The organism is Companilactobacillus huachuanensis (assembly GCF_005404815.1).
GTDB classification, from domain to species: Bacteria; Bacillota; Bacilli; order Lactobacillales; family Lactobacillaceae; genus Companilactobacillus; species Companilactobacillus huachuanensis.
In genome coordinates this window covers 162,737-187,747 of sequence record NZ_BJDF01000002.1, presented here as the reverse complement: position 1 = coordinate 187,747, position 25,011 = coordinate 162,737, and the positions used below count along the sequence as shown (strand labels likewise).

At 36.7% G+C, this 25,011-nt stretch carries 22 protein-coding genes; 21 read left to right on the top strand and 1 reads right to left on the bottom strand.

Going from position 1 to position 25,011, the window contains the following annotated elements:
• Positions 1 to 51 precede the first annotated feature (51 nt).
• From FFM71_RS01980 to holA, 15 genes are all read left to right on the top strand, one after another.
• Complete coding sequence (locus tag FFM71_RS01980) at positions 52 to 1,155, top strand: thiamine pyrophosphate-dependent dehydrogenase E1 component subunit alpha (protein WP_137610511.1); 1,104 nt, start codon at positions 52 to 54, stop codon at positions 1,153 to 1,155.
• Between the two features lie 2 nt (positions 1,156 to 1,157).
• Positions 1,158 to 2,135, top strand: coding sequence for an alpha-ketoacid dehydrogenase subunit beta (locus tag FFM71_RS01975; RefSeq protein WP_137610510.1), 978 nt, complete (start codon positions 1,158 to 1,160; stop codon positions 2,133 to 2,135).
• Between the two features lie 23 nt (positions 2,136 to 2,158).
• Entirely contained in the window at positions 2,159 to 3,448 is a 1,290-nt protein-coding gene (locus FFM71_RS01970; RefSeq protein ID WP_137610509.1) for a 2-oxo acid dehydrogenase subunit E2, read from the top strand.
• Between the two features lie 6 nt (positions 3,449 to 3,454).
• Positions 3,455 to 4,882, top strand: coding sequence for a dihydrolipoyl dehydrogenase (gene lpdA, locus FFM71_RS01965; RefSeq protein WP_137610508.1), 1,428 nt, complete (start codon positions 3,455 to 3,457; stop codon positions 4,880 to 4,882).
• Positions 4,883 to 5,126: 244 nt separating this feature from the next.
• On the top strand, positions 5,127 to 5,417 hold the full coding sequence (locus FFM71_RS01960; protein ID WP_137610507.1) for a UPF0223 family protein: 291 nt from the start codon (positions 5,127 to 5,129) through the stop codon (positions 5,415 to 5,417).
• Positions 5,404 to 6,183: an inositol monophosphatase family protein gene (locus FFM71_RS01955; protein WP_137610506.1), complete on the top strand. Its 780-nt coding sequence runs from the start codon at positions 5,404 to 5,406 to the stop codon at positions 6,181 to 6,183. The genes FFM71_RS01960 and FFM71_RS01955 overlap by 14 nt, the downstream gene beginning before the upstream one ends.
• 74 nt (positions 6,184 to 6,257) lie before the next feature.
• Positions 6,258 to 8,099 (top strand): translational GTPase TypA, encoded by a 1,842-nt coding sequence (gene typA / locus FFM71_RS01950; protein WP_137610505.1) that lies wholly within the window; start codon positions 6,258 to 6,260, stop codon positions 8,097 to 8,099.
• 579 nt (positions 8,100 to 8,678) lie between these two features.
• The gene (locus tag FFM71_RS01945) at positions 8,679 to 9,857 is read left to right on the top strand and encodes an FtsW/RodA/SpoVE family cell cycle protein (RefSeq protein WP_137610504.1); all 1,179 of its coding nucleotides are present in this window, start codon (positions 8,679 to 8,681) and stop codon (positions 9,855 to 9,857) included.
• Between the two features lie 4 nt (positions 9,858 to 9,861).
• Positions 9,862 to 10,125, top strand: coding sequence for a DUF2129 domain-containing protein (locus tag FFM71_RS01940; RefSeq protein ID WP_137610503.1), 264 nt, complete (start codon positions 9,862 to 9,864; stop codon positions 10,123 to 10,125).
• A gap of 4 nt (positions 10,126 to 10,129) precedes the next feature.
• Positions 10,130 to 10,681, top strand: coding sequence for a 16S rRNA (guanine(966)-N(2))-methyltransferase RsmD (gene rsmD, locus FFM71_RS01935; RefSeq protein WP_137610502.1), 552 nt, complete (start codon positions 10,130 to 10,132; stop codon positions 10,679 to 10,681).
• A gap of 1 nt (position 10,682) precedes the next feature.
• Positions 10,683 to 11,174, top strand: coding sequence for a pantetheine-phosphate adenylyltransferase (gene coaD, locus FFM71_RS01930; protein ID WP_137610501.1), 492 nt, complete (start codon positions 10,683 to 10,685; stop codon positions 11,172 to 11,174).
• Positions 11,175 to 11,180: 6 nt separating this feature from the next.
• Positions 11,181 to 12,236, top strand: a complete 1,056-nt coding sequence (locus FFM71_RS01925; RefSeq protein WP_137610500.1) for a SepM family pheromone-processing serine protease — start codon at positions 11,181 to 11,183, stop codon at positions 12,234 to 12,236.
• A gap of 39 nt (positions 12,237 to 12,275) precedes the next feature.
• Complete coding sequence (locus FFM71_RS01920; protein ID WP_137610499.1) at positions 12,276 to 12,899, top strand: helix-hairpin-helix domain-containing protein; 624 nt, start codon at positions 12,276 to 12,278, stop codon at positions 12,897 to 12,899.
• Positions 12,900 to 13,016: 117 nt separating this feature from the next.
• Positions 13,017 to 15,158, top strand: a complete 2,142-nt coding sequence (locus FFM71_RS01915) for a DNA internalization-related competence protein ComEC/Rec2 (protein WP_171000438.1) — start codon at positions 13,017 to 13,019, stop codon at positions 15,156 to 15,158.
• Entirely contained in the window at positions 15,133 to 16,146 is a 1,014-nt protein-coding gene (gene holA, locus FFM71_RS01910; protein ID WP_137610497.1) for a DNA polymerase III subunit delta, read from the top strand. The genes FFM71_RS01915 and holA overlap by 26 nt, the downstream gene beginning before the upstream one ends.
• A 658-nt stretch (positions 16,147 to 16,804) precedes the next feature.
• Here the strand turns inward: holA and rpsT are convergent.
• Positions 16,805 to 17,053, bottom strand: coding sequence for a 30S ribosomal protein S20 (gene rpsT / locus FFM71_RS01905; RefSeq protein WP_137610496.1), 249 nt, complete (start codon positions 17,051 to 17,053; stop codon positions 16,805 to 16,807).
• 514 nt (positions 17,054 to 17,567) lie between these two features.
• On the opposite strand from rpsT, the gene rpsO reads away from it, so the two are divergent.
• From rpsO to clpX, 6 genes are all read left to right on the top strand, one after another.
• Positions 17,568 to 17,837 (top strand): 30S ribosomal protein S15, encoded by a 270-nt coding sequence (gene rpsO, locus FFM71_RS01900; RefSeq protein WP_137610495.1) that lies wholly within the window; start codon positions 17,568 to 17,570, stop codon positions 17,835 to 17,837.
• A 175-nt stretch (positions 17,838 to 18,012) separates the two neighbouring features.
• The gene (locus FFM71_RS01895) at positions 18,013 to 19,710 is read left to right on the top strand and encodes a ribonuclease J (RefSeq protein ID WP_137610494.1); all 1,698 of its coding nucleotides are present in this window, start codon (positions 18,013 to 18,015) and stop codon (positions 19,708 to 19,710) included.
• A gap of 37 nt (positions 19,711 to 19,747) precedes the next feature.
• Complete coding sequence (locus FFM71_RS01890) at positions 19,748 to 20,695, top strand: tetratricopeptide repeat protein (protein ID WP_137610493.1); 948 nt, start codon at positions 19,748 to 19,750, stop codon at positions 20,693 to 20,695.
• Between the two features lie 205 nt (positions 20,696 to 20,900).
• The gene (gene tuf, locus FFM71_RS01885) at positions 20,901 to 22,091 is read left to right on the top strand and encodes an elongation factor Tu (protein WP_137610492.1); all 1,191 of its coding nucleotides are present in this window, start codon (positions 20,901 to 20,903) and stop codon (positions 22,089 to 22,091) included.
• Positions 22,092 to 22,302: 211 nt separating this feature from the next.
• Positions 22,303 to 23,589, top strand: coding sequence for a trigger factor (tig, locus tag FFM71_RS01880; RefSeq protein WP_137610491.1), 1,287 nt, complete (start codon positions 22,303 to 22,305; stop codon positions 23,587 to 23,589).
• A gap of 140 nt (positions 23,590 to 23,729) precedes the next feature.
• A complete protein-coding gene (gene clpX, locus FFM71_RS01875; protein ID WP_137610490.1) occupies positions 23,730 to 24,977 on the top strand; it encodes an ATP-dependent Clp protease ATP-binding subunit ClpX in 1,248 nt (415 codons plus the stop codon).
• The last annotated feature ends 34 nt before the right edge of the window (positions 24,978 to 25,011 follow it).

The window sequence follows — 25,011 nt, the reverse complement described above, 5'->3', positions numbered from 1 at the left end:
CCCTTACAGTATTCACAAGGGATGAGTTTTTTTATGAAAGGACTGTGAAGAATGGCAAATAAACCAATTGTTGATTTTGAAGCAATTAAAAATGACTTATCGAATGTTTCAAAACCTATTCAAGTTTTGAATGAAAATGCTGAAATAACAGATCAAGAGATCTTTGATACTTTTTCAGATGATGATTTGGTTGAATTTATGAAGAAGATGGTTTGGGAGCGTGCATTACACGAACAAACAATGAACTTTTCACGTCAAGGACGGATGGGATTCTATGCACCAACTGAAGGTGAAGAGGCTTCCGAGATGGGAACTGTTTTGGCAATGAAGAAACAAGATTATTTGTTGCCCGCTTATCGTGATGTTCCTCAATTGATTCAACATGGTGCAACCGTAACTGAAGCATATCTTTGGTCAAGAGGTCATGTCGTCGGAAACAAGTTTAAGGCTCGTTCCATGATGCCCCAAATTATTATCGGTGCTGCTTATGTTGAAGCTGCTGGTGTTGGACTAGGTATCAAAAAGAATAAAGAAGAGGATACTATTGCTTTCACATATACAGGTGATGGTGGTACTTCTCAAGGTGACAGTTATGAGGGAATGAACTTTGCTGGAGCATATCAAGCACCAGTGCTCTTTATTGTTCAAAACAATGGCTTTGCGATTTCAACGCCTCGTGTTAAACAAACTGCTGCCCCTACATTAGCTCAAAAGGCCGTCGCTGCGGGTATTCCTAGTGTTCAAGTTGATGGGATGGATATCTTAGCTTGTTATGCAGTTGCCAAAGCCGCACGTGATTATATGGTAGCTGGCAATGGACCAGTCTTGATTGAAACTTTAACATATCGTTTTGGAGCTCACTCAAGTGCAGGTGATGATCCTAAACGTTACAGAACTAAGGAACAAGAACAACCTTGGTTTGAAAAGGACCCATTGATCCGCTTAAGAAAAGTTCTTGAAGATAAGGGACTTTGGTCAGAGGAACAAGAAGATAAATTAGTTGATGATTACAAAGCATCATTTAAAGAAGCTATCAAAGAGGCCGATGATGTTCCTGCTGATAAGGTTTCTGATATGTTGAAACGTACATTTGAGATTCCAACCCCAGAAATGAAACAAGAAATCGATAAATTTGAAGCAAAGGAGTCGAAGTAAAGATGGCTAAGAAAACTTATATTCAAGCAATTACAGATGCCTTAGACATTGTTCTGGAAGACGATCCAAAAACATTGATCTTCGGTGAAGATGTTGGTAAAAACGGTGGCGTTTTCAGAACTACTCAAGGGCTCCAAGAAAAATATGGTGAAGACCGTGTCTTCGATACTCCATTAGCTGAATCAGGTATTTTGGGCTTAGCAACTGGTTTAGGTTTAACTGGTTGGCGTCCAATTCCTGAAATTCAATTTATGGGATTTTCATTTGAAGCTGTTGATCAAATTGCTGGTCAATTGGCTAGAATGCGTTTCAGATTTGATGGCATGAAGAATGCTCCTGTAACAATTAGAACACCTTATGGTGGGGGGACACATACAGCTGAAATGCACGCTGATAATTTGGAAAACTTCTTTACTGGAATTCCAGGATTACGTGTAGTTATGCCAAGTAATCCATATGATGCTAAAGGTCTGTTGATTTCATCAGTTGAAAATAATGATCCAGTGTTATTTATGGAGAATTTGAAACTATATCGTTCAATGAAGGATGATATTCCTGATGGCAAGTACTCAGTGCCTTTGGATAAGGCTAATGTTGTTCGTGAAGGTAATGACCTCACTATTGTTGCGTATGGTGCCGAAGTAAATGAAGCAATCAAAGTCGCCGACACAATGGCAGAAAAAAATATTTCTGTTGAAGTTATCGACTTGAGAACTGTTTCACCTATTGACACTGAAACAATCTTCAAATCAATTCAAAAAACTCACAAAGTTGTAATTGTCCAAGAAGCACAAAAGATGGCCGGCGTTGGCGCTCAAGTAGCATCAGCCATTGCTGAAGGTGCCATCCTTTCTCTCGATGCACCAGTTGGTAGAGTAGCTGCTCCAAATAGTGTTTATCCATTTGCTCTTGGTGAAGACATTTGGATTCCACGGGCTAAAGAAATTGAAGAAAAAGTAAATGAAATTCTCAACTACTAATAATCGAAGGAAGGGAAAAAACTATGGCATACAAATTTAAATTACCAGAACTAGGCGAAGGTATGGCCGAAGGTGAAATTGCCAGCTGGCTTGTAAAAGAAGGAGACACCGTTAAAGAAGATGACTCCTTGGTAGAAATTCAAAATGATAAATCCGTTGAAGAACTACCATCACCAGTAGCTGGTACTATTAAACAAATTGTAGCTAAGGAAGGGGACACCGTTGAAATCGGAGATACATTAATTGTGATCGATGATGGCTCTCCTGATTCTGGCGATGACGATACACCAGCACCAAAGGCAGCAGAAAAAGCCGTGCCCGCTGCTAGTGAAAGTAGTACTGCCAGTGTTCCAGCTGCTGCAGCAACTGGTTCAGCCAATACGCATTATTTAGCAATGCCATCAGTTCGTCAGTATGCTCGTGATCAAGGTGTTGATTTAGCATCGGTTACTCCAAGTGGAAAACATGGTCAAATAACCAAATCAGACGTTGATTCATATAAGAATGGTAATCCAGCTAGTGCTGCTACACCAGTAACAGCAACGGCTTCAGCCAATACTGCTAGTGCTCCAGCTCAACCAATTACACCGTATAAATCAGCTACACCAGAACTTGAAACTCGTGAAAAGATGTCACTTACTAGAAAAGCTATTGCAAAGGCAATGTTAACAAGTAAACATACCGCTCCACATGTCACAAGTTTTGATGATGTTGAAGTGTCAGCTTTGATGGCTAACAGAAAGAAGTACAAGGCAATTGCTGCTGACAAGGGGGTTCATTTAACATTCTTGCCATATATTGTTAAGGCATTAGTTGCGGTTATGAAGGCTTATCCAGAATTGAATGCCTCAATTGATGATTCAACAGAAGAAATTGTTTACAAACATTATTACAATGTTGGTATTGCAACTAATACTGAACATGGACTTTACGTTCCAAATGTTAAGAATGTCGATTCTAAAGGGATGTTCGAAATTGCTAAAGAAATCACCGAGAACAGTCAAGCGGCTTATGATAATAAATTAAGCATGGATAAAATGAGCGGTGGTTCCATCACAATTAGTAACGTTGGTTCTATTGGTGGTGGCTGGTTTACTCCAGTTATCAACTATCCGGAAGTTGCAATTCTAGGTGTTGGTAAGATTGCCAAAGAACCATATGTTGATGAGGATGGCAATATTCAAGTAGGTAATATGTTGAAGTTATCATTGAGTTATGATCACAGATTGATTGATGGTGCTTTGGCACAAAATGCTTTGAACCTCTTGAAGAAGTTGTTGCATGATCCAGATATGTTATTAATGGAGGGCTAAATTAAAATGGCAGAAAACGTAATAGAAAAAGATACCGTTATTATTGGTTCCGGCCCTGGTGGTTACGTTGCAGCAATCAGAGCTTCAGAATTGGGACAAGATGTAACTGTAATTGAAAAATCTGATACCGTTGGTGGCGTTTGTTTAAATATTGGCTGTGTTCCTTCAAAAGCTTTGATTACTGCTGGTCACAGACTTCAACAGGCTAAGGATTCAGAAACTTACGGAATTACAACTAGTGATGCCACAATTGATTTCACGAAAACTCAAGCTTGGAAAGATGAAAAAGTTGTTGCCAGAATGACAAACGGTGTGCAAATGCTTTTGAAAAAACATCATGTTGAATTGATCAATGGTGAAGCATATTTGGACAGCGACACGCAACTTCGTATTATGCCAAGTGGTCCAAGACAATTCATGGACAACGGTGGTGGTCAAACTATCAAGTTCAAGAATTTGATTTTGGCAACTGGTAGTCGTCCAATCGAAATTCGCGGATTCAAGTTTGCTGATCGTGTAATTGATTCGACCGGCGGCTTGAACCTGAAAGAAGTTCCTAAGGAATTCATCATTATCGGTGGTGGTTACGTTGGAACAGAATTAGCTGGTGCTTATGCCGACCTTGGTTCACATGTAACAATTTTGGAAGGCTCACCAAGCATTATTCCTAATTTTGAAAAAGATATGGTTTCAATCGTTAAGAAGAACCTTGAGAAAAAGGGCGTAACAATTATTACTAATGCTATGGCTAAGAAGAGCGAGAATAAGGGTGATTCTGTTGATGTTACTTATGAAGTTGATGGAAAACCAACTACTCTAAACGCTGATTTCTGTATGGTAACTGTTGGTCGTCGTCCCAACACTGATAATTTTGGTTTGGAAATGACTAATGTTAAGACAACTGATCGTGGTCTAGTCGAAGTTGATGAGCAAGGTAAAACTTCAGTTGATCATATCTATGCGATTGGTGATATTACCCCAGGTCCTGCTTTGGCTCACAAGGCATTCTTTGAGGGTAAGACGGTTGCTGGAGCAATTTCTGGTAAACACACAGCAAACGACTATATCAGCGTTCCTGCCGTCTGCTTTACTGATCCTGAGTTAGCAACTGTTGGTTTAACCGAAAAAGATGCTAAGGATAAGAATATTGATGTTAAAGTAGCCAAGTTCCCATTTGCTGGTAATGCACGTGCTGTTTCATTAGATGCTGCTGAAGGATTCGTTAAATTGGTAGCTGACAAGGAAACTGGAACCTTATTGGGTGGTCAAATTGTTGGACCAGGTGCCAGTGATTTGATTTCTGAATTGAGTGTTGCCGTAAATTGTCAATTGAACGCGGAAGATATTGCATTAACAATTCATCCACATCCAACATTAGGTGAACCAATTCAAGAGGCAGCCGATATTTTAATCGGATACCCAACACATATTTAAGCTATGCTTATTTAGAAACCGAAATAGTTTCGTTTCGTATACTAAATAAATTAATTAATCAAAAAAGCGATGCAATTACATCGCTTTTTTTGTATAGTAGACTCAAGGTTTCTTTGGATTGACTAATTATAGAAATTTAAAACGCATTGTGCTATTTATTAAATATGTCGTCTCCAGAGGTGGTGCATGTCCCTTGAAACTGGAAATAGCAGTTTTTAAGAAGAAACTAGAAGGAGTAAATTCTATGCAAGATAACTATAGTTATCCACTTGATGAAGCTTGGACACAGGCAGATATCGTGACTGTGATTGCACTATACAATGCAGTAGAAAAGGCTTACGAATCCGGTGTTAAACGTGATGAATTTTTACAGAAATATCGTTCGTTTCAACAAGTTGTTCCAATGAAGATGGAACAAAAGAGGTTAGGCAAGGAATTTGAATTAGAATCAGGCTATTCGATCTATCAAGTTTTCAAACAGTGCCAACAAGCAAAAAACAGTGAGAAAGTCAGGATTAGAAATGAAAGTAGATAGCAAGGAAATTGATGCTTTTTTAGTAAAACTACTCAACCAAGTTGGCGAGAAGTTGCGCGAAGATTCAATCAAGAAGATGTCAGTCGCAACGAAAAAAAATCGCAACGACTTGGTAACTAATTTTGATAAAAAGACTGAACAGTTTGTTAATAGTGAAATAAAAAAAGCTTATCCAGATGCAACAATTGTCAGTGAGGAAGGCTATGGCGACCTTGTTAAGGATATGTCAGGGCTAGTTTTCTTTGTTGATCCAATCGATGGAACAATGAATTTTGTTAAGCGCGGAGATAATTTTGCATCTATGATTGGCGCTTACATTGACGGTGAACCATTAAATGGTGCTATTATAGACGTTATGGATAATAAAATTTATCACGGTGGTAAAGAAATTGGATTGTTTGTTAATAATCAAAAGATCGATAATCCAAAGAATCTTCCCTTGGTAGAAGGTTTAGTTGATGTATCCGCTCCAATGGCCTTGGCAAATAAATTTGCCGTTCAAGATGTCATTAAAAAGAGCAGTGGTTTTCGAGTTTATGGAAGTGCCGGAATTATTTTCGGTCACCTTCTGACTGGCAAAGAAGTCATGTATATGTCATACTTAGCTCCTTGGGATTTAGCCGCTGGACGCGTTATGTGTGAGGCAGCAGGGATGAGTGTCGTAAGTATTGACGGTGCCCCAATAAATATGTTAGAATCACAAGTCGTAATAGTTGGTACTCAGAAAGTTGTTTCTGAAGCACTAATGACACTTAAAACGCGTTAGTGAACTGTGACAGTCATTCACAGTTTTTTTATTGCAAGTAATTTAAACACGTATTTACGGAAGGAAGAACTAACTTGACTAAGAGAAGAGAAGATATTAGAAACATTGCGATCATCGCTCACGTTGACCACGGTAAGACTACATTAGTTAACGAAATGTTAAAACAATCAGACACACTAGGAAAGCACTACGAAATTCAAGATCGTGCCCTTGATTCAAATGCTATTGAAAGAGAACGTGGTATCACAATCCTTTCTAAGAATACAGCTGTTGATTACCAAGGTAAGAAAATCAACATTTTGGATACACCAGGACATGCTGACTTCGGTGGTGAAGTTGAACGTATCATGAAGATGGTTGATGGTGTACTTCTAGTTGTTGATGCATATGAAGGTACAATGCCTCAAACACGTTTTGTCTTGAAAAAAGCTTTGGAACAACATTTAACACCTATCGTTGTTATCAACAAAATCGATAGACCAGGTGCTCGTCCTGCAGAAGTAGTTGACGAAGTTCTTGAACTATTTATCGAATTAGGTGCTGATGATACACAACTTGATTTCCCAGTTATTTACGCTTCAGCTATTAACGGTACTTCAAGTTACTCAGATGATCCAGCCGATCAAGAACATACTATGAACCCATTGTTCGACACAATTTTGAAGACTATTCCAGCTCCAATAGATAATTCAGACGAACCTCTACAATTCCAAGTTGCATTGTTGGATTACAACGATTACCTTGGTCGTATCGGTATCGGACGTATTTTCCGTGGAAAGATCAAAGTTGGTGACAATGTTACCGTTATGAAACTTGACGGTTCAACAAAGAATTTCCGTGTTACTAAATTATTTGGTTTCATGGGTCTAAACCGTGTTGAAATTGACGAAGCTAAGGCCGGAGACTTAATTGCTGTTTCTGGTATGGAAGACATTTTCGTTGGTGAAACTGTTACACCAGTTGACCATCAAGAAGCACTTCCATTGCTACGTATCGATGAACCAACATTGAAGATGATGTTCTTACAAAACAACTCTCCGTTTGCTGGTCGTGAAGGTACACAAGTTACTGCTAGAAAGATCGAAGACCGTTTAAGAAAGCAACTACATACAGATGTTTCATTGAAGGTTGAAGATACTGATCAAGCCGGTGCTTGGATGGTTTCAGGTCGTGGTGAACTTCACTTGTCAATCCTTGTTGAAGAAATGCGTCGTGAAGGTTTCGAATTACAACTATCACGTCCAGAAGTTATCTACAAGAATATCGACAACAAGAAGTGCGAACCTTTTGAAGAGGTAACTATCGATACACCTGACGAATACGTTGGTTCAGTTATCGATTCAATGTCTCAAAGAAAAGGTGACATGGTTAACATGGAAAGTACTGGAAATGGTCAAACAAGACTTATTTTCTCAGCACCTTCACGTGGATTGATCGGTTATTCAACAGAATTCCTTTCAATGACTGGTGGTTACGGTATTTTGAACCATACATTCTCAGAATACAAGCCAGTTGTTAAGAACTGGAACCCAGGTAGAAGAACTGGTGCTTTGGTTTCAATCAACCAAGGTCCATCAACTACATATTCACTACAATCAGTTGAAGATCGTGGTACATTATTTATCGGTGCCGCTGTTGACGTTTATGAGGGTATGATTGTTGGTGAAAGTAGCCGTGATCAAGACATCGCTGTTACTGTTACTAAAGGTAAGAACCTTACAAATACTCGTGCCGCTGGTAAAGATCATGCTGCCGCTATCAAGACACCTAAAGATATGTCACTAGAACAATCAATCGAATTCTTAAACGAAGACGAACTTTGTGAAGTAACACCTGAAAGTGTTAGATTACGTAAGAAGATTTTGAGCACAAACGAACGTAAGAAGTTTGATAAATCAAAGAAGAATTCAAAATAATTAATATTTTAAGGGGTTTGGGACAATTGTCCTAACCTCTTTTTTCTTTGGTTTAATTAATTTTATAAGGTTAAGTATGCCGTTTCCAGAGCTGAGAGTATGCATTTGCTGCGCGGAACGGCTCGAGCCTGGGGAACGGTCTCAAGCCTCGGTTGAAGCCTCGCAAAACCCGCGAGTCTTCAACGCGCCCGGTGGTGTAATTGCTGAAGCAATAACGCCACTTTCGCTGCAAATGAATACTCTCAGCTCTTCCAACTAGTTTGACTTTTTTATGAAAGGAATAATAAAGCGAAAACTCCTAATTATGCAAATAAATTAACTTTAGGTCTGTAATAACAACGCCTATATTAATTTCTCGCTTTTCAACCTTCAGTTATATATATAAATTAGCTCTAGGCCTGTAAAAATAATAATTATATTATTGTTTCGTCTTTCAAACGTTTCAAACTTTAATTGATTAATTCGCGAATTAATCATTTTCAGTTCAGAAGACCAGCAAATTTCAATACCAATCGAGTCAGTTTTTTTCTCCATTTGTTTGGTGGTATAATCTTATTATCAGATTTTAGGAGATAAAATGTGAAAAAATTAAGGAAAATAGACTTATGGATAGTCATTCCATACATCTTGCTTTTGGGCATTGGCATTGTGATGGTTTATTCCGCCAGTTTTTACAATGCATTAGTGGTTGGCGGTAAAACTGATCAGTACTTGATCAAACAGTCAACGTATGCCGTCATGGGGCTCTTTCTTTGTTATGTGACATTCATGTTGAAAGAAAAGATTTTTAAAAGTCAGCGAATCTTGAGTATCGTCATGTTGGTAACAGGAATTTCATTGCTTTATTTATTGCTGCGAGCCAAATTTGTTCCCAGTAGTCGTATCAATGGTGCGTCGGCCTGGATTAATCTGGGACTGATAAATTTTCAGCCTTTGGAATTAGCTAAATTATTTTTTATAATGTATTTAGCGTTATTCTTAACCAATAAGCAAAATCGTTTATTGAGTAAGCAGGGTTGGAAAGAAGTATTTCTGGAAGTATTGCAGCCTTTGATAATTGTTATTGTAATGATCGTGATGGTTTTCTTACAACCTGATATTGGTGGGGCATTGATCCTGTCATTGATTACACTAGTTCTACTGTCGGCATCAACTATTCCAGGGCGACTCATTGCAGAATTGAGTGGAGTGTTATTAGTTGTCTTTACCGGTATGGTGGTTATTATTACCAAGTTTCCTCCCATGTTTGTAAAGCATAATTATGCCTATCAACGATTTTTAGCAATGCAACATCCATTCCAATTGGAACAAAAATCTGGAGCACAATTGGTCAACTCTTTTTACGCCATCAGTAATGGTGGTGTATTCGGTGTTGGGTTAGGGAATAGTATTCAAAAGCGTGGCTATTTACCTGAACCACATACTGATTTTATTATGTCGATTGTTAGTGAAGAATTGGGCTTTGTCGGTGTAGCATTTATTTTAAGTCTATTGTTTATTATTATTATGCGAATGATTTCTTTAGGTTTCAGATCAAAAAAGACTTATAATTCATTGATTTATTATGGTGTGGCAACGATGATTTTGATTCAAATCATTTTGAATGTTGGGGGACTGCTAGGTTTGATTCCATTGACTGGTGTTACTCTGCCATTTATTAGTTATGGTGGCTCAAGTCTCTTAATCTTGTCAGTAGCGTTAGGAGTGGTCTTGAATCTTGAGGCAACTGCTAAATTTGAAAAAATTAAAAAAGGGTGATCCTATGTATAAAAAAGTAGAGCGCCAGGCACTTTATGTCTGGGTCTACTCATTAAAATGGAGAAAGAAATTGCAACGTTATGGCACAATTTACTACACTTCTCCTAAGATGAAATATGTAATGATTTATGTTAATTCAAGTAAGTTACCGGAAATAAGAAAAGAATTAACTTCAAAAAATTATGTTAAGAGGGTATCTTTGGGCCATCGTAAAGAACTTGATGAACATTTTGTTTTAAAATCCAAGAGTACTGAAGAGGAAGATTAGTCTTATGAAAGTTGTTTCAGGAAAGTTCCGTGGTTTAAATTTAAAGGCGGTACCAACAGATAATACTCGTCCTACTTCGTCCAAAGTTAAAGAGGCTGTTTTTAGCATGTTGTCCCCTTACATGGTTGATGGGGTTGCTTTGGACTTATTTGCCGGTACAGGTAGTTTAGGCATTGAAGCTGTCTCTCGTGGGTATGGACAAGCTTATTTGGTCGACAAGGCCTATAAGGCTATCAATACCATTAAAGAAAACATTGAAAAGACCCATGCTGAAGAAAGTTTTGTAGTTATGAAGACCGCAGCTACAGAGGCTTTACAGAAGTTTGCAGCTGACGGTGTGAAATTCGATTTAGTTTTTTTAGATCCACCATATCGAATGAAAATCACTGAACAAATAATCAAGGATTTGGTTGAGCAGGATCTTTTGAATCCGGATGCCATTATTGTTGATGAGACGGATTACGATATTGATTTGAATGACTTTGGTCGAATAGATTTAATTAAAGAAAAACGTTATAAAGATACAAAGGTTGCATTGTATCAATTTGGAGGATAGCATGTCTCAAAAAATTGGACTCTTTGTTGGAAGCTTTGACCCAATTACATATGGTCATTTAGATATTATTCATCGGTCTGCCAAACTGTTTGATAAATTGTACGTGGCGCCAATGACAAATACTTCCAAAAAGTATTTATTCACTTATGAAGAAAAGAAAGCTTTTATTGAAGCAGAGATAAAAGATTTGGAAAATGTTGAAATTGTCAATTCAAAAGGTGAATTGACGGTTAAGTTGGCTCAGGATTTGGGAGCTAATTTTTTAGTACGTTCAATGCGGACTGCTGACGATTTCAAGTATGAGTCGGGCATTTCGGCTATCAATAAAATTTTAGATAAAAAAATTGAAACAATATTCCTGCTAGCAGATAATAGATATGCTACGATATCTTCATCAATGATGAAGGAGGTCGCTAGTTTTGGCGGGGATATTTCAGGGTTTGTTCCTCCAGCAGTGGCTCAGGCGTTGATAGAGAAGTATAGGAAGGACTAGCCTATTTTGAAATTTAATAAAACCAGAAACAAAGTTTTAAGTGCAATCTTCATAATTATTGTGGTGGCAGCATTTTTCTTGACCCCTACGGGTTATTATTTGGAAGTGCCTGGAACTGCAGAAGATACCTCACAATTTGTCAAAGTGGATGGCAAACACGATAAGAAAAAAGGGAATTTGCTTTTGACGACCGTGGGGATTATTCAAGGGACGCCGTTTACTTTGTTAAAATCATTAGGAAATAATTTTGAAACAATTTATTCGCAAAAAGATTTAATGGGCGATGAAAATAGTCAAGAATATTTTAAAGTTCAACAGTTTTATATGAAATCAGCCCAAAATAGTGCTGTGCAGGCGGCGTATTCTAAGGCTGACAAACCATTTACTAAGAAATATTTAGGCGTATATGTGATGGATATCATGAGTAATTCTGACTTCAAGAAGAAGCTGGAAATGGGTGATACAATCACTTCTATCAATGGTTATCACTTCACCAATGCTGATCAATTTATCAAGTATGTTCGAAAACAAGATAAGCATTCGACAGTGAAAATAAGTTTCTTACGAGATGGCAAGAAAAAGACTGCTTCGGGTAAGTTAGTTAAACTGGCCGATACGAAACGATTTGGCCTTGGAATCACTTTAACTGATGATACTGAAGCTGAGGGAAATCCCCCAACTAAAATTAATGCTGGGCAAATTGGAGGACCTTCAGCGGGCTTAATGTTTACGCTGCAGGTTTATTCGCAAGTCGCCAATAAAGATTTGAAAGCTGGCCGGACAATTGCTGGTACTGGAACGATTGCTCCTGATGGAACTGTTGGACCAATCGGCGGGATTGAGAAAAAGGTCTATGCTGCTTCTGAGGAAGGTGCTACGATTTTCTTTGCTCCAGACGATCCGGTTACTAAAGAAATTAAGAAATATGAACCTGGCTATGTAAATAACTATCATTTGGCACTCAGTGCTGCTAAGAAACTGCATACCAAGATGAAAATTGTTCCAGTGAAAAACTTGAATGATGCCATTAATTATCTAGAAAAAACGAAACAGTCCAAATAAGGGCTGTTTTTTTTCGTAATTTTTTTTGAGGTGATAGAGATGGAAAATATTTTGAATTATTTGAAACGTAATAAGATGTTGGTTTTACTTGGAGTGGTAATAATTGCCTTAGGAACAGGTTATTTGGTACTTCAAGGTCATAAAACATCAATGGTTAAAAATGATCTTAAAACGGAAACTAAGGTCTCAGCGTCAAAAAAAGAAGAAAAAAATCCCAAGGTAACTAAAAATAAAATTGTCGTGGTCGATATTCAGGGGGCGGTTAAGACACCTGGAGTTTATCGACTGCAAAATGGTGCCATTGTTCAAGATGCTCTGAAGATGGCTGGTGGAGCGGGCTCTAATGCTGATGTAAAGCAATTAAATCAGGCTAAAAAATTAACTGATCAAATGCAGATTTACGTTCCAGTAGTGGGTGAAAAAGGTGCTAGTGCAGCCAAAAATGGTGGGGAAAACAATAGTGGTGATAAGAAAGTAGTCAATATCAATACAGCTACAGTTGACGACTTTAAGGGTGTTTCGGGTATCGGACCAAAAAAAGCTGAAAAAATTATTGCATTTCGGGAGAAAAATGGTGAATTTAAACAATTGCACGATTTAACAAAAGTTTCAGGTATTGGTGACAAAAGTTTGGACTCCTTGAAAGATCAATTGACTGTTTAATCGATGAAAGGATTACTAATATTTCCCACCATAGTGGTCATTCTATTGATAACTATTTATTTTGAATCAAGTTGGCTAGTATTTTTTTTAGTAATAGTTTTATTGAGAATTTTTTGGTTGAGGAATGGGCGTTTACTGATAGTTGTCGGGTTAGTTGCCGGGATATTTTTGATACGTTGTCAGTTATTAGAACAAAGTTTACGACCAATGATGCCACATTTTTCGAACGCAATTTTTTCACCTGATACCTTTTCGATTAATGGCGATCTGCTAAGCGGACAACTACGTAATGATGAGCAAACGGTCAGATTCGTTTATAAATTGAAATCCAAGCAAGAACAGGCTGCTTGGGAACAGCAGACTGATATTGTCGAGGCACCAGTAAAAATTAAAAAAGTGACTGCAATTACTGGACCACGTAATATCGGTGAATTTAACTTTAAAAAATATGCTTATCATAAAAATATTCACTATACAGTGGAATTGAATCAAATTGGAAAAGTAAGTACATATCATGCAAAAACAGTTTTAGATAAAATAAATGTTTTACGAATACATATTATTCAACATTTGACGCATTTACCTAAGTGGCTCAGGATTCACGCTCAAAGTCTTATCGTTGGATACACGGCAAATCCAGATAAAAATTTCCTCAAAATACTCAGCGTCTTGGGTGTGATTCATCTGTTCAGTTTATCAGGGCTTCACGTATTAATTTTGTTGACGATCATCAAAAAAATTACATCATACCTTAGAATCCCAGTTGAGTGGATCAATGATATTATGCTGATTTTACTGCCATGCTATGGAATTTTGGTAGGTTCTAAGAGTGGTATTTGGCGTGCAATTGTTTTAGCCATGGTAGGAATCATATTAGGCAGGTTTAAAGTTTCGTGGAGTAAATTGGATGTTTTTAGTTTGACAATGATGATCTGTTTAATGATTTATCCCTTTGCAATAATTGAAATGGGAGGTCAATTGAGCTTTTTGCTATCTTTTGCAATTCTTTATTTGTACAAAGAATCTAATTTTTTGCTGACCGTATTTAAAATGAATCTAGTTAGTCTGCCCCTGATTAGTTTTTATACGTTTCAATTCAATTGGTTGACATTATTAGCAAATGTAATGTTCATTCCACTATTTACCTATATCATCTTGCCGGTAACATTGGTTTCTTCACTAACGGTCGATTGGAAATTTTGGCAGATTCCAAATTATTTTTTTGAAAAATTCTATAGTTTTCTTGAGATGTTAACGATGAATCCTACTAATACATTTATTACTGGTAAATTTCCAATCGCAATTGTAATTATTTTAGTGGTAATCGTGCTGTTTTATATCGAAAGCAAAACATTTTGGAATAAATACTTGTGGCAATATACGGTTATATTTGTTGGTTGTGTTATTTTAAATAAGTTTCCTTTGTTCGGTTCAGTCAGTCTGATAGATGTTGGTCAAGGGGACAGCATTTTAGTTACGACTCCGTTGCAGCGAAAGACCTTTTTAATCGACGTTGCAGGAAAATCGAGCTTTCCAAGTAAACCATGGGCCAAGAGAACTAGCAGTAATCAAGTTGAGAATAGTACGATTCCTTTTTTGAAATCTCAGGGAATCAGCTACATTGATAAAATATTTATTTCGCACAAGGATGTCGATCATATTGGTAATTTGGATATAATGTTAAATAAATTTCCAGTGAAGGAAGTTAATTTTGGTATTGGATTAGAAGATAATCCCCGTATTAAACGGGCAATCAAGCAACATCCAGAGATAAAATTTAAGAATTTACGACAAGGCGATATTGTTGATACCGGGGTTATCAAGTGGCAAGTATTGTGGCCTAAGAAAAAAGGCATTGGCGAAAATGGTGATTCTTTAACGTTATTCGCCAAAATCAAGAATAAAAAATGGCTTTTTCCAGGGGATCTTGATAGTGCTGGTGAGAAGTCAATTTTAAATGATAAGAATTTTCAGATTGATTATTTGAAACTTGGGCATCATGGATCTAAAACTGCCACTAGTAACGATTTGCTAGAGAAAACTAAACCTAAATTGGGATTTATTTCTGCCGGAGTTAATAATCGCTATGGTCATCCCAATCAGGAAACATTGCAGCGGTTACAGAAGCATCGAGTGCAATATTTTAATACAGCTGATTATGGTATGATTAATTGGTATTATTTTTCCTATAATGATGAGGAAAAGATAACAACTTTCTTAAAGGGTGACTTGCTTGAAAATAATAGAACTAAAAAATAATTTAAAAAAAGGTAATTTAGACAATGTTTATCTGATTACTGGTAAAGAACAAGTTTTTATCAAGGATATTCAAAAGTCGTTTAAAGAAATAATGTCACCGGAAGAGCGTGAGATGAATTTCTCTAATTTTGATTTGGAGGAAGTATCGCTAGCAGATGTGATCAACGAGGCCATTTCTGCACCTTTTTTTGGTGAACGTCGGTTAGTTTTTGCAGAACATCCCTTTTTTTTAACAGGCGAGCGGACTAAGAATACAGTCGAACAGAATCCTGATTTATTATTACGATATATTCAAAATCCTACGCCTTCGACGATTCTAGTTATTTTTGCATCCTACGATAAATTGGATTCCAGGAAGAAGATCGTTAAAGAACTAAAGAAATCAGCGACAATCGTTGATGCTGGTCAAATGGAAGGTCCAATATTAAATCGAACCATCAATAGTGATTTAAAAAATGCAGGTTATCAGATTGAACCAGCTGCCTTAGAATTATTGGTCAACAAAACAAAAGGTAATTATTCGCTGATTACTAATCAACTTGAAAAATTAAAGATGTATGCTTTGAATTCGAAACAAATCGATCAGGCAGCAGTCTCAGAATTAGTGCCACAATCATTAGAAGATAATGTTTTTGATCTGATGACAGAAATTCTGAATAAGAATGTCTATAAGGCTGAAGAGCTTTACAATCAGTTTTTACTACAAAAAATTGATCCGATTTTATTGGTCGCAATTATCATTTCACAACTGAGACTGCTGATTCAGGTTAAGGTTTTGTCGGAAAGAGGCTTGTCAGAGTCGACCATTGCCAAAAGTTTACGATTGAATCCATATCGGGTTAAGTATGCCCATCGTCAGGCTAAAACATTGAATCGGCCTAGACTACAAGTTATGTATGATGATATTGTTAATTTAGATTATCAAATTAAATCGGGGCAAGGAGATAAAGAACTACTCTTTGATCTTTTTATCGCTAAATATGCATAGAAGGATAGTGTAAAATATTATCAAATTTCAATAATAAATAAGGTCAGTAATTTGATTAGAGTTTCTTTCTTAAATTTTGATTATAAAAGTATCCCGGTAATTATTTTTTGAAATTTTGTTTCAATCATTAAATTTTAAAATTAACCAACTAAAGGTTGAAAGTTTAGTTAAGTATGCCGTTTCCAGAGCTGAGAGTATTCATTTGCTGCGCGGAACGGCCCGAGCCATAAAACGGTCTCGAACCTCGGTTGAAGCCTCGCAAAACCCGCGAGTCTTCAACGCGCCCGGTGGTGTAATTGCTGAAGCAATAACGCCACTTTCGCTGCAAATGAATACTCTCAGCTCTTCCAACTAGTTTTTTTTATGGGCGGAACAATAAAATGAAGATTTCTGAGTATTTAAATAAATTAGCTTCAGTCCTGTAATAGCAATTGTTAGATTAATTTTTCACCTTTCAACCTTTAGTTAACCAAAAAGAGTTGTATCACACTTTAAGAAAATTAAATGTGATACAACTCTTTTTGATATAATTATAAATCCGAATTCATAAGAAATTATACTGACTTGGAAACGGCATACTTGCCAAAACTTTCAACCTTTAGTTAAAACATATTCTTATTTTGACAAAATAAAAAAGCAACCAATTGGCTGCTTATCATTAATTCAATTTTGCAAGTCTTGACTTATCACGAGCAGCCTTGTTAGCCTTGATTAGGCCTTTTGACTTAGCCATATCAATTGCACGAACAGCTGATCTAAACAAGTCATCCTTGTTGTCAGCGTTGTTAGCAGCTGATGCTTCGAAGTTCTTAATTGCTGAACGCATTGAACTTCTTTGTGCATTATTGCGAAGGCCTGCGCTTTGTGCAGTCTTTACACGTTTCATAGCTGATTTAATTTGTGGCATTAATTTCACCTCCGATTACCTAGTAAGCTTAAAACTCAATACATAGAATTATACATAATTAATTTTCACAATGCAATGAAATGTCGATTTTTTTTCAGTATCTATAGTTTAATGGTAATTAAATTACCGTGGTACCTATTAAATCAATCTATTGAATATGAATACTAACCATATTATATTACTGCAAGTTATATGTTTTTGAAATCACTTTTAAGAATTATAGTTAAAGAATTCTCAATTAAGTAAATGTCAGACTTCAAAATGAGAACTGCAGTGGAAGTTAAATAGACCATCTCCAGATTCATGTGCTTAATGACAATAATAGTTATGTTCCAGACTCACAGTGTGTTAGATATAAAAACTGCACTCGTTGTACAGGTTGATCCTTAGCTTTAAGTCTTGCAATATCTTCGATTATGTAGTAAATTATTTAGTTGTGTTAACCATGCTCTGTTTGACGAATCACCAACGCAAGCATAGTTTGGCTAAATATATAAGGAAAAGGTGAATTGAAATGGCTATTTCAAAAGCAAAGAAAAACGAAATTATTAAACAATATGCACGTAAAGATGGAGACACTGGTTCTCCAGAAGTACAAATCGCGGTTTTAACTGCTGATATTAATGCACTTAACGATCACTTGAAAGTTAACAAGAAAGATCACCATTCATATGTTGGTCTACTTAAGAAGATTGGTCACCGTCGTAATCTATTAGGTTACCTACGTGGAAAAGATATTAATCGTTACCATGAACTAATCAAGTCATTGGGTCTACGTCGTTAATAATAATTTTAGGAACTTCCTTTGTTGGAGGCTCCTATTTTTTTTGCATATTTTCTCTAAATTGCCTTTGATATGGTAAAATGAAAAATAGGTATAGCTTAAATAGTCTTAAAAGACTTAAGAATCACAATAGAATATTATGATCTATGCTATTTAAATGAAATGAGAGATGAAAATGAGCAAAAAAATTAAAATAATTTTGTTAAGTGGTGTACGTGAAAACGGAAAAAATATGTACGCTGTCGAAGTAAATGATGAGATTTATATCTTAGATATTGGTTTACAATACCCTGACAATGATCTCTACGGAATTGATGTAGTTGTTCCAGATATGACTTACATCAAGAAAAATATTGATAAAGTAGTCGGAGTATTTCTATCACATGGACATGCTGATGCTATCGGCGCTTTGCCATACTTAATCAGTGAATTTGATATTCCAGTTTTTGGTTCAGAAATGACTATTGAATTGGCTAAAATTGTTTGTTCAAATGATCGTCGTAGTAAGAAATTCAACAATTTCCACGTTATTGACGAAAACACTGCTATTGATTTTGAGGAAGCATCAATTTCATTCTTCAAGACAACACATTCGATTCCTGGATCATTAGGAACAGTTATCAGTACTACTGAAGGTCAAATCGTTTATACGGGGGACTTTAAATTTGATCAAGCAGCTGCACCAACATATAAAACAGATTATGGTCGAATTGCCAAAATTGGTAGTGAACGTGTCATAGCACTGTTAAGTGACTCTGCAAACGCTGAGTCTCCATATGAAAATTCAAGTGAAAAAGATATTTATGAATATATCTTAGATACATTTAGTTATCATAATGGTCGGATCATCGTAGCCCAAGTTGCTTCAAATATTCAAAGAATGCAACAAGTTGTTGATGCCGCTGATAAAACAGGCCGTCGTGTCTTTCTTTCCGGAACTGACGCTGAAAAAATCTTAAAAACTGCTATGAGTTTGGGCTATTTGAAGATCAATAACAAAGAACTATTAATCAAGCCTAAGGAATTAAAGAATGTTGACAAGAATAAATTAGTTGTCATCGAAACAGGTAAAATGGGTGAGCCAGTTAAGTTGCTTCAAAAGATGGCTAATCCTGCTGCTAAGACGAAGTTCCAAATTGAAGAAGGCGACTTAGTATTTATCGCTACTACACCTTCACACGCTATGGATACAACTGTTGCTAAGGCTAGAGATGCCATTTATCGTACTGGTGCCGAGGTCAAAGCTCTTAGTGATGACAAGCATTCGTCAGGTCATGCAAATAAGTCTGACTTACAATTGATGATCAATTTATTGAATCCTGAGAACGTTATTCCAATTCAAGGTGAATATCGTCTTTTAGACGCCCATGCTAGAATTGCCAATGAAACAGGTATTCCATATCAAAATATCTTCCTAACAAAAAAGGGGGATGTTCTAAATTACGAAAACGGTCAATTTTATCAAGGTAAGGGCGTTGATGCTGGAGATACCATGATTGATGGTATTGGAGTTGGCGATATTGGTAGTATTGTCCTTCGTGATCGTGAATTATTGGCCGAAGACGGGGTCTTTATTGCGGTAGCTACAATTGACCGTAAAAAGAAGAAAGTCGTCGCTAAGCCTAAAATAACGGCACGTGGCTTCGTTTATATGCGAGCTAGTCGTGACTTATTGAGTGAAAGTTCAGATATTATCGTTGATACGATCACCGATTACATGCAAGATAACAAAGATTTCGATTGGTCGGACTTAAAACAAGGAGTTCGTGATAAACTAAATCATTTCTTGTATGAACAGACCAACAGACATCCAGTTATTTTGCCTGTGATCATGGAAGTTAATCAAAACAGACACAGAAAAGCAAAGAATTAGATTGATTTAATCTATTCGGATATTGTCGAGGTATTGTATGGACGATTCAGATAATCTAAAAAAAATTATTGATCAGGCTGATGAGGCCTTTGACCAAGGTAATTGGGTCGAAGCAACTGATTTATACACACAAGCATATTCGATGCAGCAATCCTTTGATATTAACAAGGGGCTTGCTGCTTCTTTATTGAATCAAAAAAGACCAGGCGACGCAGAGGCAGTCATTTTAGATTATTTTAACTATTACCTCAGCGAACCTCAGACGGCAGAATTGGCATTAGATATCGTGCTGGAAAACAACGATTTTTTGCTGGCTAATCAAATGTTAAATTACTACGATGCCAATCCATCACCACATGTTAAGACGGAAATTATTGCTGATTTTGTCAAACGTATCAGAATTGCTGAAGATCGTCATGAACGTTCGTTTAAACCTGAGAAGGATAAAATATCAGCACGACTACTTTCAATTGTAACTGAGCCGACCGCTGAGCAAATTCAATTATTGCGAAAATTGCGGGAATTTAATAAGGCTGATTACGTCAAAAATGCCAAGATATTATTAGGCAATCCCTTGCTGCATCCGCTTTTAAAGAGTGAAGCTTTGGAAAATTTATTGAAGTTAGGTATTAGTGAAAAGGTTGATATTTCGTTCTATGGTGAAAATAAAACTTGCATTCCAAGCAAGCTAATGCCTATTATGTCAACTGATGTCTATTTGAAAATGTGTGACGAACTGGAAAAATTACTGACCGATGAAAACGAAACTCAGATCGAGAACTTCAAAGGTGAATTGTCTCTATATGCCGCATTTGTCTATCCTTTTGGTAATGAAATAATAAAAACGCCGGAACTCTGGACAAAAGCAATGCTTTTAAGGTATGGTTTAGTAGATGATTCAGAAGTAAGTGATAATCAAGGTTTAGACGATGTGAAAACTTGGTTAAAGAGGTTCGATGAGCTGATAAATACCTTTCAGGAGTGAATTTTTTAAATTTTTTTCACTTTGAGTATTTACAATTACGTTTACGGCCTGTATACTCCAAAGAGTATATTTTTAGTCGGTGATTTGCTATGAATTAATTTGCTTTCACCTCTGAAAGTAGTATAATTTTTCAGTAAAGAGTCGTCTAAAGAACATTTTCTTTGGATCAATCTTATGAAATGAAATTTTAGGAGGATTCTTTGTAATGGCAGAAAAAGAACATTATGAGAGAACAAAGCCCCATGTAAATATTGGGACAATTGGTCACGTTGACCACGGTAAGACTACTTTAACAGCAGCAATCACTAAGGTATTGGCTGACAAAGGTTTAGCTAAGGCTGAAGATTACGCTGATATTGATAAAGCCCCAGAAGAAAAAGAACGTGGGATTACTATCAACACTGCTCACGTTGAGTATGAAACTGAAAAGCGTCACTATGCACATATTGATGCTCCAGGACATGCTGATTACGTTAAGAATATGATCACTGGTGCTGCACAAATGGATGGTGCCATCCTTGTTGTTGCTGCAACTGATGGTCCTATGCCACAAACACGGGAACATATCTTGCTTGCTCGCCAAGTTGGTGTTGGTTACATCGTTGTCTTCTTGAACAAGACTGACCTTGTTGATGACCCAGAACTAGTTGATCTAGTTGAGATGGAAGTTCGTGAACTTCTATCAGAATACGATTTCCCAGGGGATGACATTCCTGTTATCCGTGGTTCAGCTTTGAAAGCTCTTCAAGGTGACCCAGAGGAAGTTAAACACGTTGAAGAATTACTTGATGTTGTTGATGAATACATCCCAACACCAGAACGTGATAATACAAAACCATTCATGATGCCTGTTGAAGATGTCTTCACTATCACTGGTCGTGGTACTGTTGCATCTGGTCGTATCGATCGTGGTGAAGTTAAGATTGGTGACGAAGTTGAAATCGTTGGTTTGAAGCCAGAAACATTGAAGTCAACTGTTACTGGTCTTGAAATGTTCCGTAAGACATTGGATATCGGTGAAGCCGGAGATAACGTTGGTGTTCTTCTTCGTGGTATTAACCGTGACCAAATCGAACGTGGACAAGTTCTTGCTAAACCAGGTTCAATCAAGACTCATAACAAGTTCAAGGGTGAAGTTTATATTATGAGTAAAGAAGAAGGTGGACGTCATACTCCATTCTTCTCAAACTATCGTCCACAATTCTACTTCCATACAACTGATGTTACTGGTGTTATTGAATTGCCAGAAGGTGTAGAAATGGTTATGCCTGGTGATCAAGTTACTTTTGAAGTTGACTTGATTGCTCCAGTTGCTATTGAAAATGGTACAAGATTTACTGTTCGTGAAGGTGGCCGTACTGTTGGTGCCGGAGTTGTTACAGAAATCTTAGACTAATTTCTAAGTCGTGATGATAATTAAAAAAGAGTTGGAATAAATCCAGCTCTTTTTTTTATTGAAAAATGTTCAAAAATACGTCAAAGTATTTTATAATGGATAACATGATGTCTTAAAGTACCTATAAATCACGTCAAATGTTTACAATATCACCTTTTTAAGGTAATATTACAAAGTATGAGATCGTTGAAATACCGGAGGGATAATATAAATGTCTGCTAAGGCTGAATTTACAAAAAAAGAAAACAATACTGGTGAATTGAAGTTTGAAATTGACCAAGACACTATCAAGAAAGGGTTGGATACTGCATTCAACCGTGTAAAGAAGAGCTTAAATGTTCCTGGTTTCAGAAAAGGCCGCGTACCTCGCCAAATCTTCAACCGTATGTACGGTGAAGAAGCATTGTACGAAGATGCTCTTAACGCTGTTTTACCAGATGCTTACCAAAAAGCTGTTGATGATACAAAGGTAGAACCTGTTGATCAACCACAAATTTCCGTTGAATCAATGGAAAAAGATCAACCATGGGCTATTACAGCAACTATTACTGTAAAACCTGGTGTTGAACTTGGTGATTACAAGGGTATCGAAGTTTCAAAGCAAAAACGTAATGTTATGAAGGCTGATGTTGAAGATCGTATTGCCGAATTACAAAAGCAACAAGCTGAATTAGTTCTTAAAGATGGTAAAGCTGAAAACGGCGATACAGTTATCATTGATTACGTTGGAACTGTTGATGGCGAAGAATTCGATGGTGGTAGCGCACAAAACTACTCACTAGAACTAGGTTCAGGTTCATTCATTCCTGGATTTGAAGATCAATTAGTTGGTCACGCTGCCGGCGAAGATATTGACGTTAAGGTTACTTTCCCAGAAGATTATCAAGCTAAAGAATTAGCTGGTAAAGATGCTGTCTTTGCTACAAAACTTCACGAAGTTAAGACAAAAGAATTGCCTGCATTAGATGATGACTTTGCTAAGGACGTTGATGAAGATGTTGATACTCTTGAAGAGTTGAAGACAAAGCTTCACGATGAAATCAAAGATTCAAAGAAAGAAACTGCTGAAGAAAATATTCAAGAAGAAGCAATTGCTGGTGCAGTAAAGAATGCTAAACTTGATTCAATTCCTCAACCTATGATTGATACAGAAGTTGAAAACCAATTGAACCAATACCTAGCTAACTTACGTCGTCAAGGTATCGATCCTAAGTTGTACTATCAAATGACAGGAACAACTGAAGATACTTTGAAACAACAATTTGCTAAAGACGCTGAAGAACGTGTTAAGACTGACTTAGTTATCGAAGCAATCGTTGCTAAAGAAGGTATCAAACCTTCAGAAGACGAAATTAAAGCAGAAATCAAATCACTTTCTGACGAATACAAGATGGAAGAATCAGCTGTTAGAAATGCACTTTCTGACGAAATGTTGGCTCATGACATCGCTGCTAAGAAAGCAATCGAATTGATTGTTGACTCAGCCGTTGAAAAATAAGCAATTCTGTTATTAAAATCTAGGAAGCCGGAAGGCTTCCTTTTTTTATAAGAACGACGTGTAAAACTAATTACTTTACTCTTAATTATGACAATGCTAGACTTTCTAAAGCATTGGAACTATTGAAGGAGAAATCGCATATGTTTGATAGTACAGAAAATACTGGCACAATTAGCTGTTCATTTTGTGGTAAAACACAAGATCAAGTTAAAAAAATAGTTGCCGGACCCGGTGTCTATATTTGTAATGAATGTATTGATTTATGCAAAGAAATCATAGACGAAGAATTAAATGAAGCTACACCATTAGATTTGGACAACATCCCTACACCTATTGAAATCAAAAAAATTCTTGATGATTACGTGATTGGTCAAACTGACGCTAAGAGGGCATTGTCAGTTGCTGTTTATAATCACTATAAGAGAATTAATAAAATGGAACACCTAAAAGAGGGCGAAACTGAATTGCAAAAGAGTAACATTGCCTTAATCGGACCTACTGGTTCGGGTAAGACCTTCCTTGCTCAAACTTTGGCTCGTATCTTGAAAGTTCCATTTGCAATTGCTGATGCTACAACACTTACTGAAGCTGGATATGTTGGTGAAGATGTTGAAAACATTCTTTTGAAACTTTTGCAGAATGCCGATTTTGATGTTGACAAGGCCGAACACGGTATCGTTTATATTGATGAAATCGACAAAATTGCTAAGAAGAGTGAGAATGTCTCAATTACTCGTGATGTTTCTGGTGAAGGTGTTCAACAAGCACTTTTGAAGATTCTTGAAGGAACAATTGCTAGTGTTCCACCACAGGGCGGAAGAAAGCATCCTCAACAGGAACTTATTCAAATTGACACAACTAACATCCTCTTTATTGTTGGTGGTGCTTTTGATGGGATTGAAACAATTGTTAAGAATCGTCTTGGCGATAAGACAATCGGTTTTGGTGCTGAACAAAAGATCAATATTGCCGAAGAGAAAAGTTTAATGCAACAAATTATCCCTGAAGACTTGATGAAGTTTGGTATTATACCTGAATTCATTGGCCGTATTCCTATTGTTACGGCTCTTGAGAAGCTCACTGAGGATGATTTGGTTAATATCCTTACAAAGCCAAAAAATGCCTTAATCAAGCAATATAAGGAATTGATGGCTCTTGATGGAGTTGAATTACAATTTACTGATGGTGCTTTGAGAGAAATTGTTCGTTTGTCAATCGAAAGAGATACTGGTGCCCGTGGTTTGAGATCTATCGTTGAAGAAACAATGCTTGATACGATGTTTGAAATTCCTGGACGTGATGATGTTGAGAGTATCAAGGTTACTAAAGATGCTGTCAGAAAAGTTAAAAAGCCAGAGCTTATTTTGAAAAATGGAGAAGTTGCCTAATTGGCAGCTTTTTTTTTATATGGTAAAATTGTTT

Coding starts and splice junctions, on each gene's coding strand:
- FFM71_RS01980 (WP_137610511.1), top strand. CDS start 52: ATGGCAAATAAACCAATTGTTGATTTTGAAGCAATTAAAAATGACTTA.
- FFM71_RS01975 (WP_137610510.1), top strand. CDS start 1,158: ATGGCTAAGAAAACTTATATTCAAGCAATTACAGATGCCTTAGACATT.
- FFM71_RS01970 (WP_137610509.1), top strand. CDS start 2,159: ATGGCATACAAATTTAAATTACCAGAACTAGGCGAAGGTATGGCCGAA.
- lpdA (WP_137610508.1), top strand. CDS start 3,455: ATGGCAGAAAACGTAATAGAAAAAGATACCGTTATTATTGGTTCCGGC.
- FFM71_RS01960 (WP_137610507.1), top strand. CDS start 5,127: ATGCAAGATAACTATAGTTATCCACTTGATGAAGCTTGGACACAGGCA.
- FFM71_RS01955 (WP_137610506.1), top strand. CDS start 5,404: ATGAAAGTAGATAGCAAGGAAATTGATGCTTTTTTAGTAAAACTACTC.
- FFM71_RS01940 (WP_137610503.1), top strand. CDS start 9,862: ATGTATAAAAAAGTAGAGCGCCAGGCACTTTATGTCTGGGTCTACTCA.
- rsmD (WP_137610502.1), top strand. CDS start 10,130: ATGAAAGTTGTTTCAGGAAAGTTCCGTGGTTTAAATTTAAAGGCGGTA.
- coaD (WP_137610501.1), top strand. CDS start 10,683: ATGTCTCAAAAAATTGGACTCTTTGTTGGAAGCTTTGACCCAATTACA.
- FFM71_RS01920 (WP_137610499.1), top strand. CDS start 12,276: ATGGAAAATATTTTGAATTATTTGAAACGTAATAAGATGTTGGTTTTA.
- rpsT (WP_137610496.1), bottom strand. CDS start 17,053: ATGCCACAAATTAAATCAGCTATGAAACGTGTAAAGACTGCACAAAGC.
- rpsO (WP_137610495.1), top strand. CDS start 17,568: ATGGCTATTTCAAAAGCAAAGAAAAACGAAATTATTAAACAATATGCA.
- FFM71_RS01895 (WP_137610494.1), top strand. CDS start 18,013: ATGAGCAAAAAAATTAAAATAATTTTGTTAAGTGGTGTACGTGAAAAC.
- FFM71_RS01890 (WP_137610493.1), top strand. CDS start 19,748: ATGGACGATTCAGATAATCTAAAAAAAATTATTGATCAGGCTGATGAG.
- tuf (WP_137610492.1), top strand. CDS start 20,901: ATGGCAGAAAAAGAACATTATGAGAGAACAAAGCCCCATGTAAATATT.
- tig (WP_137610491.1), top strand. CDS start 22,303: ATGTCTGCTAAGGCTGAATTTACAAAAAAAGAAAACAATACTGGTGAA.
- clpX (WP_137610490.1), top strand. CDS start 23,730: ATGTTTGATAGTACAGAAAATACTGGCACAATTAGCTGTTCATTTTGT.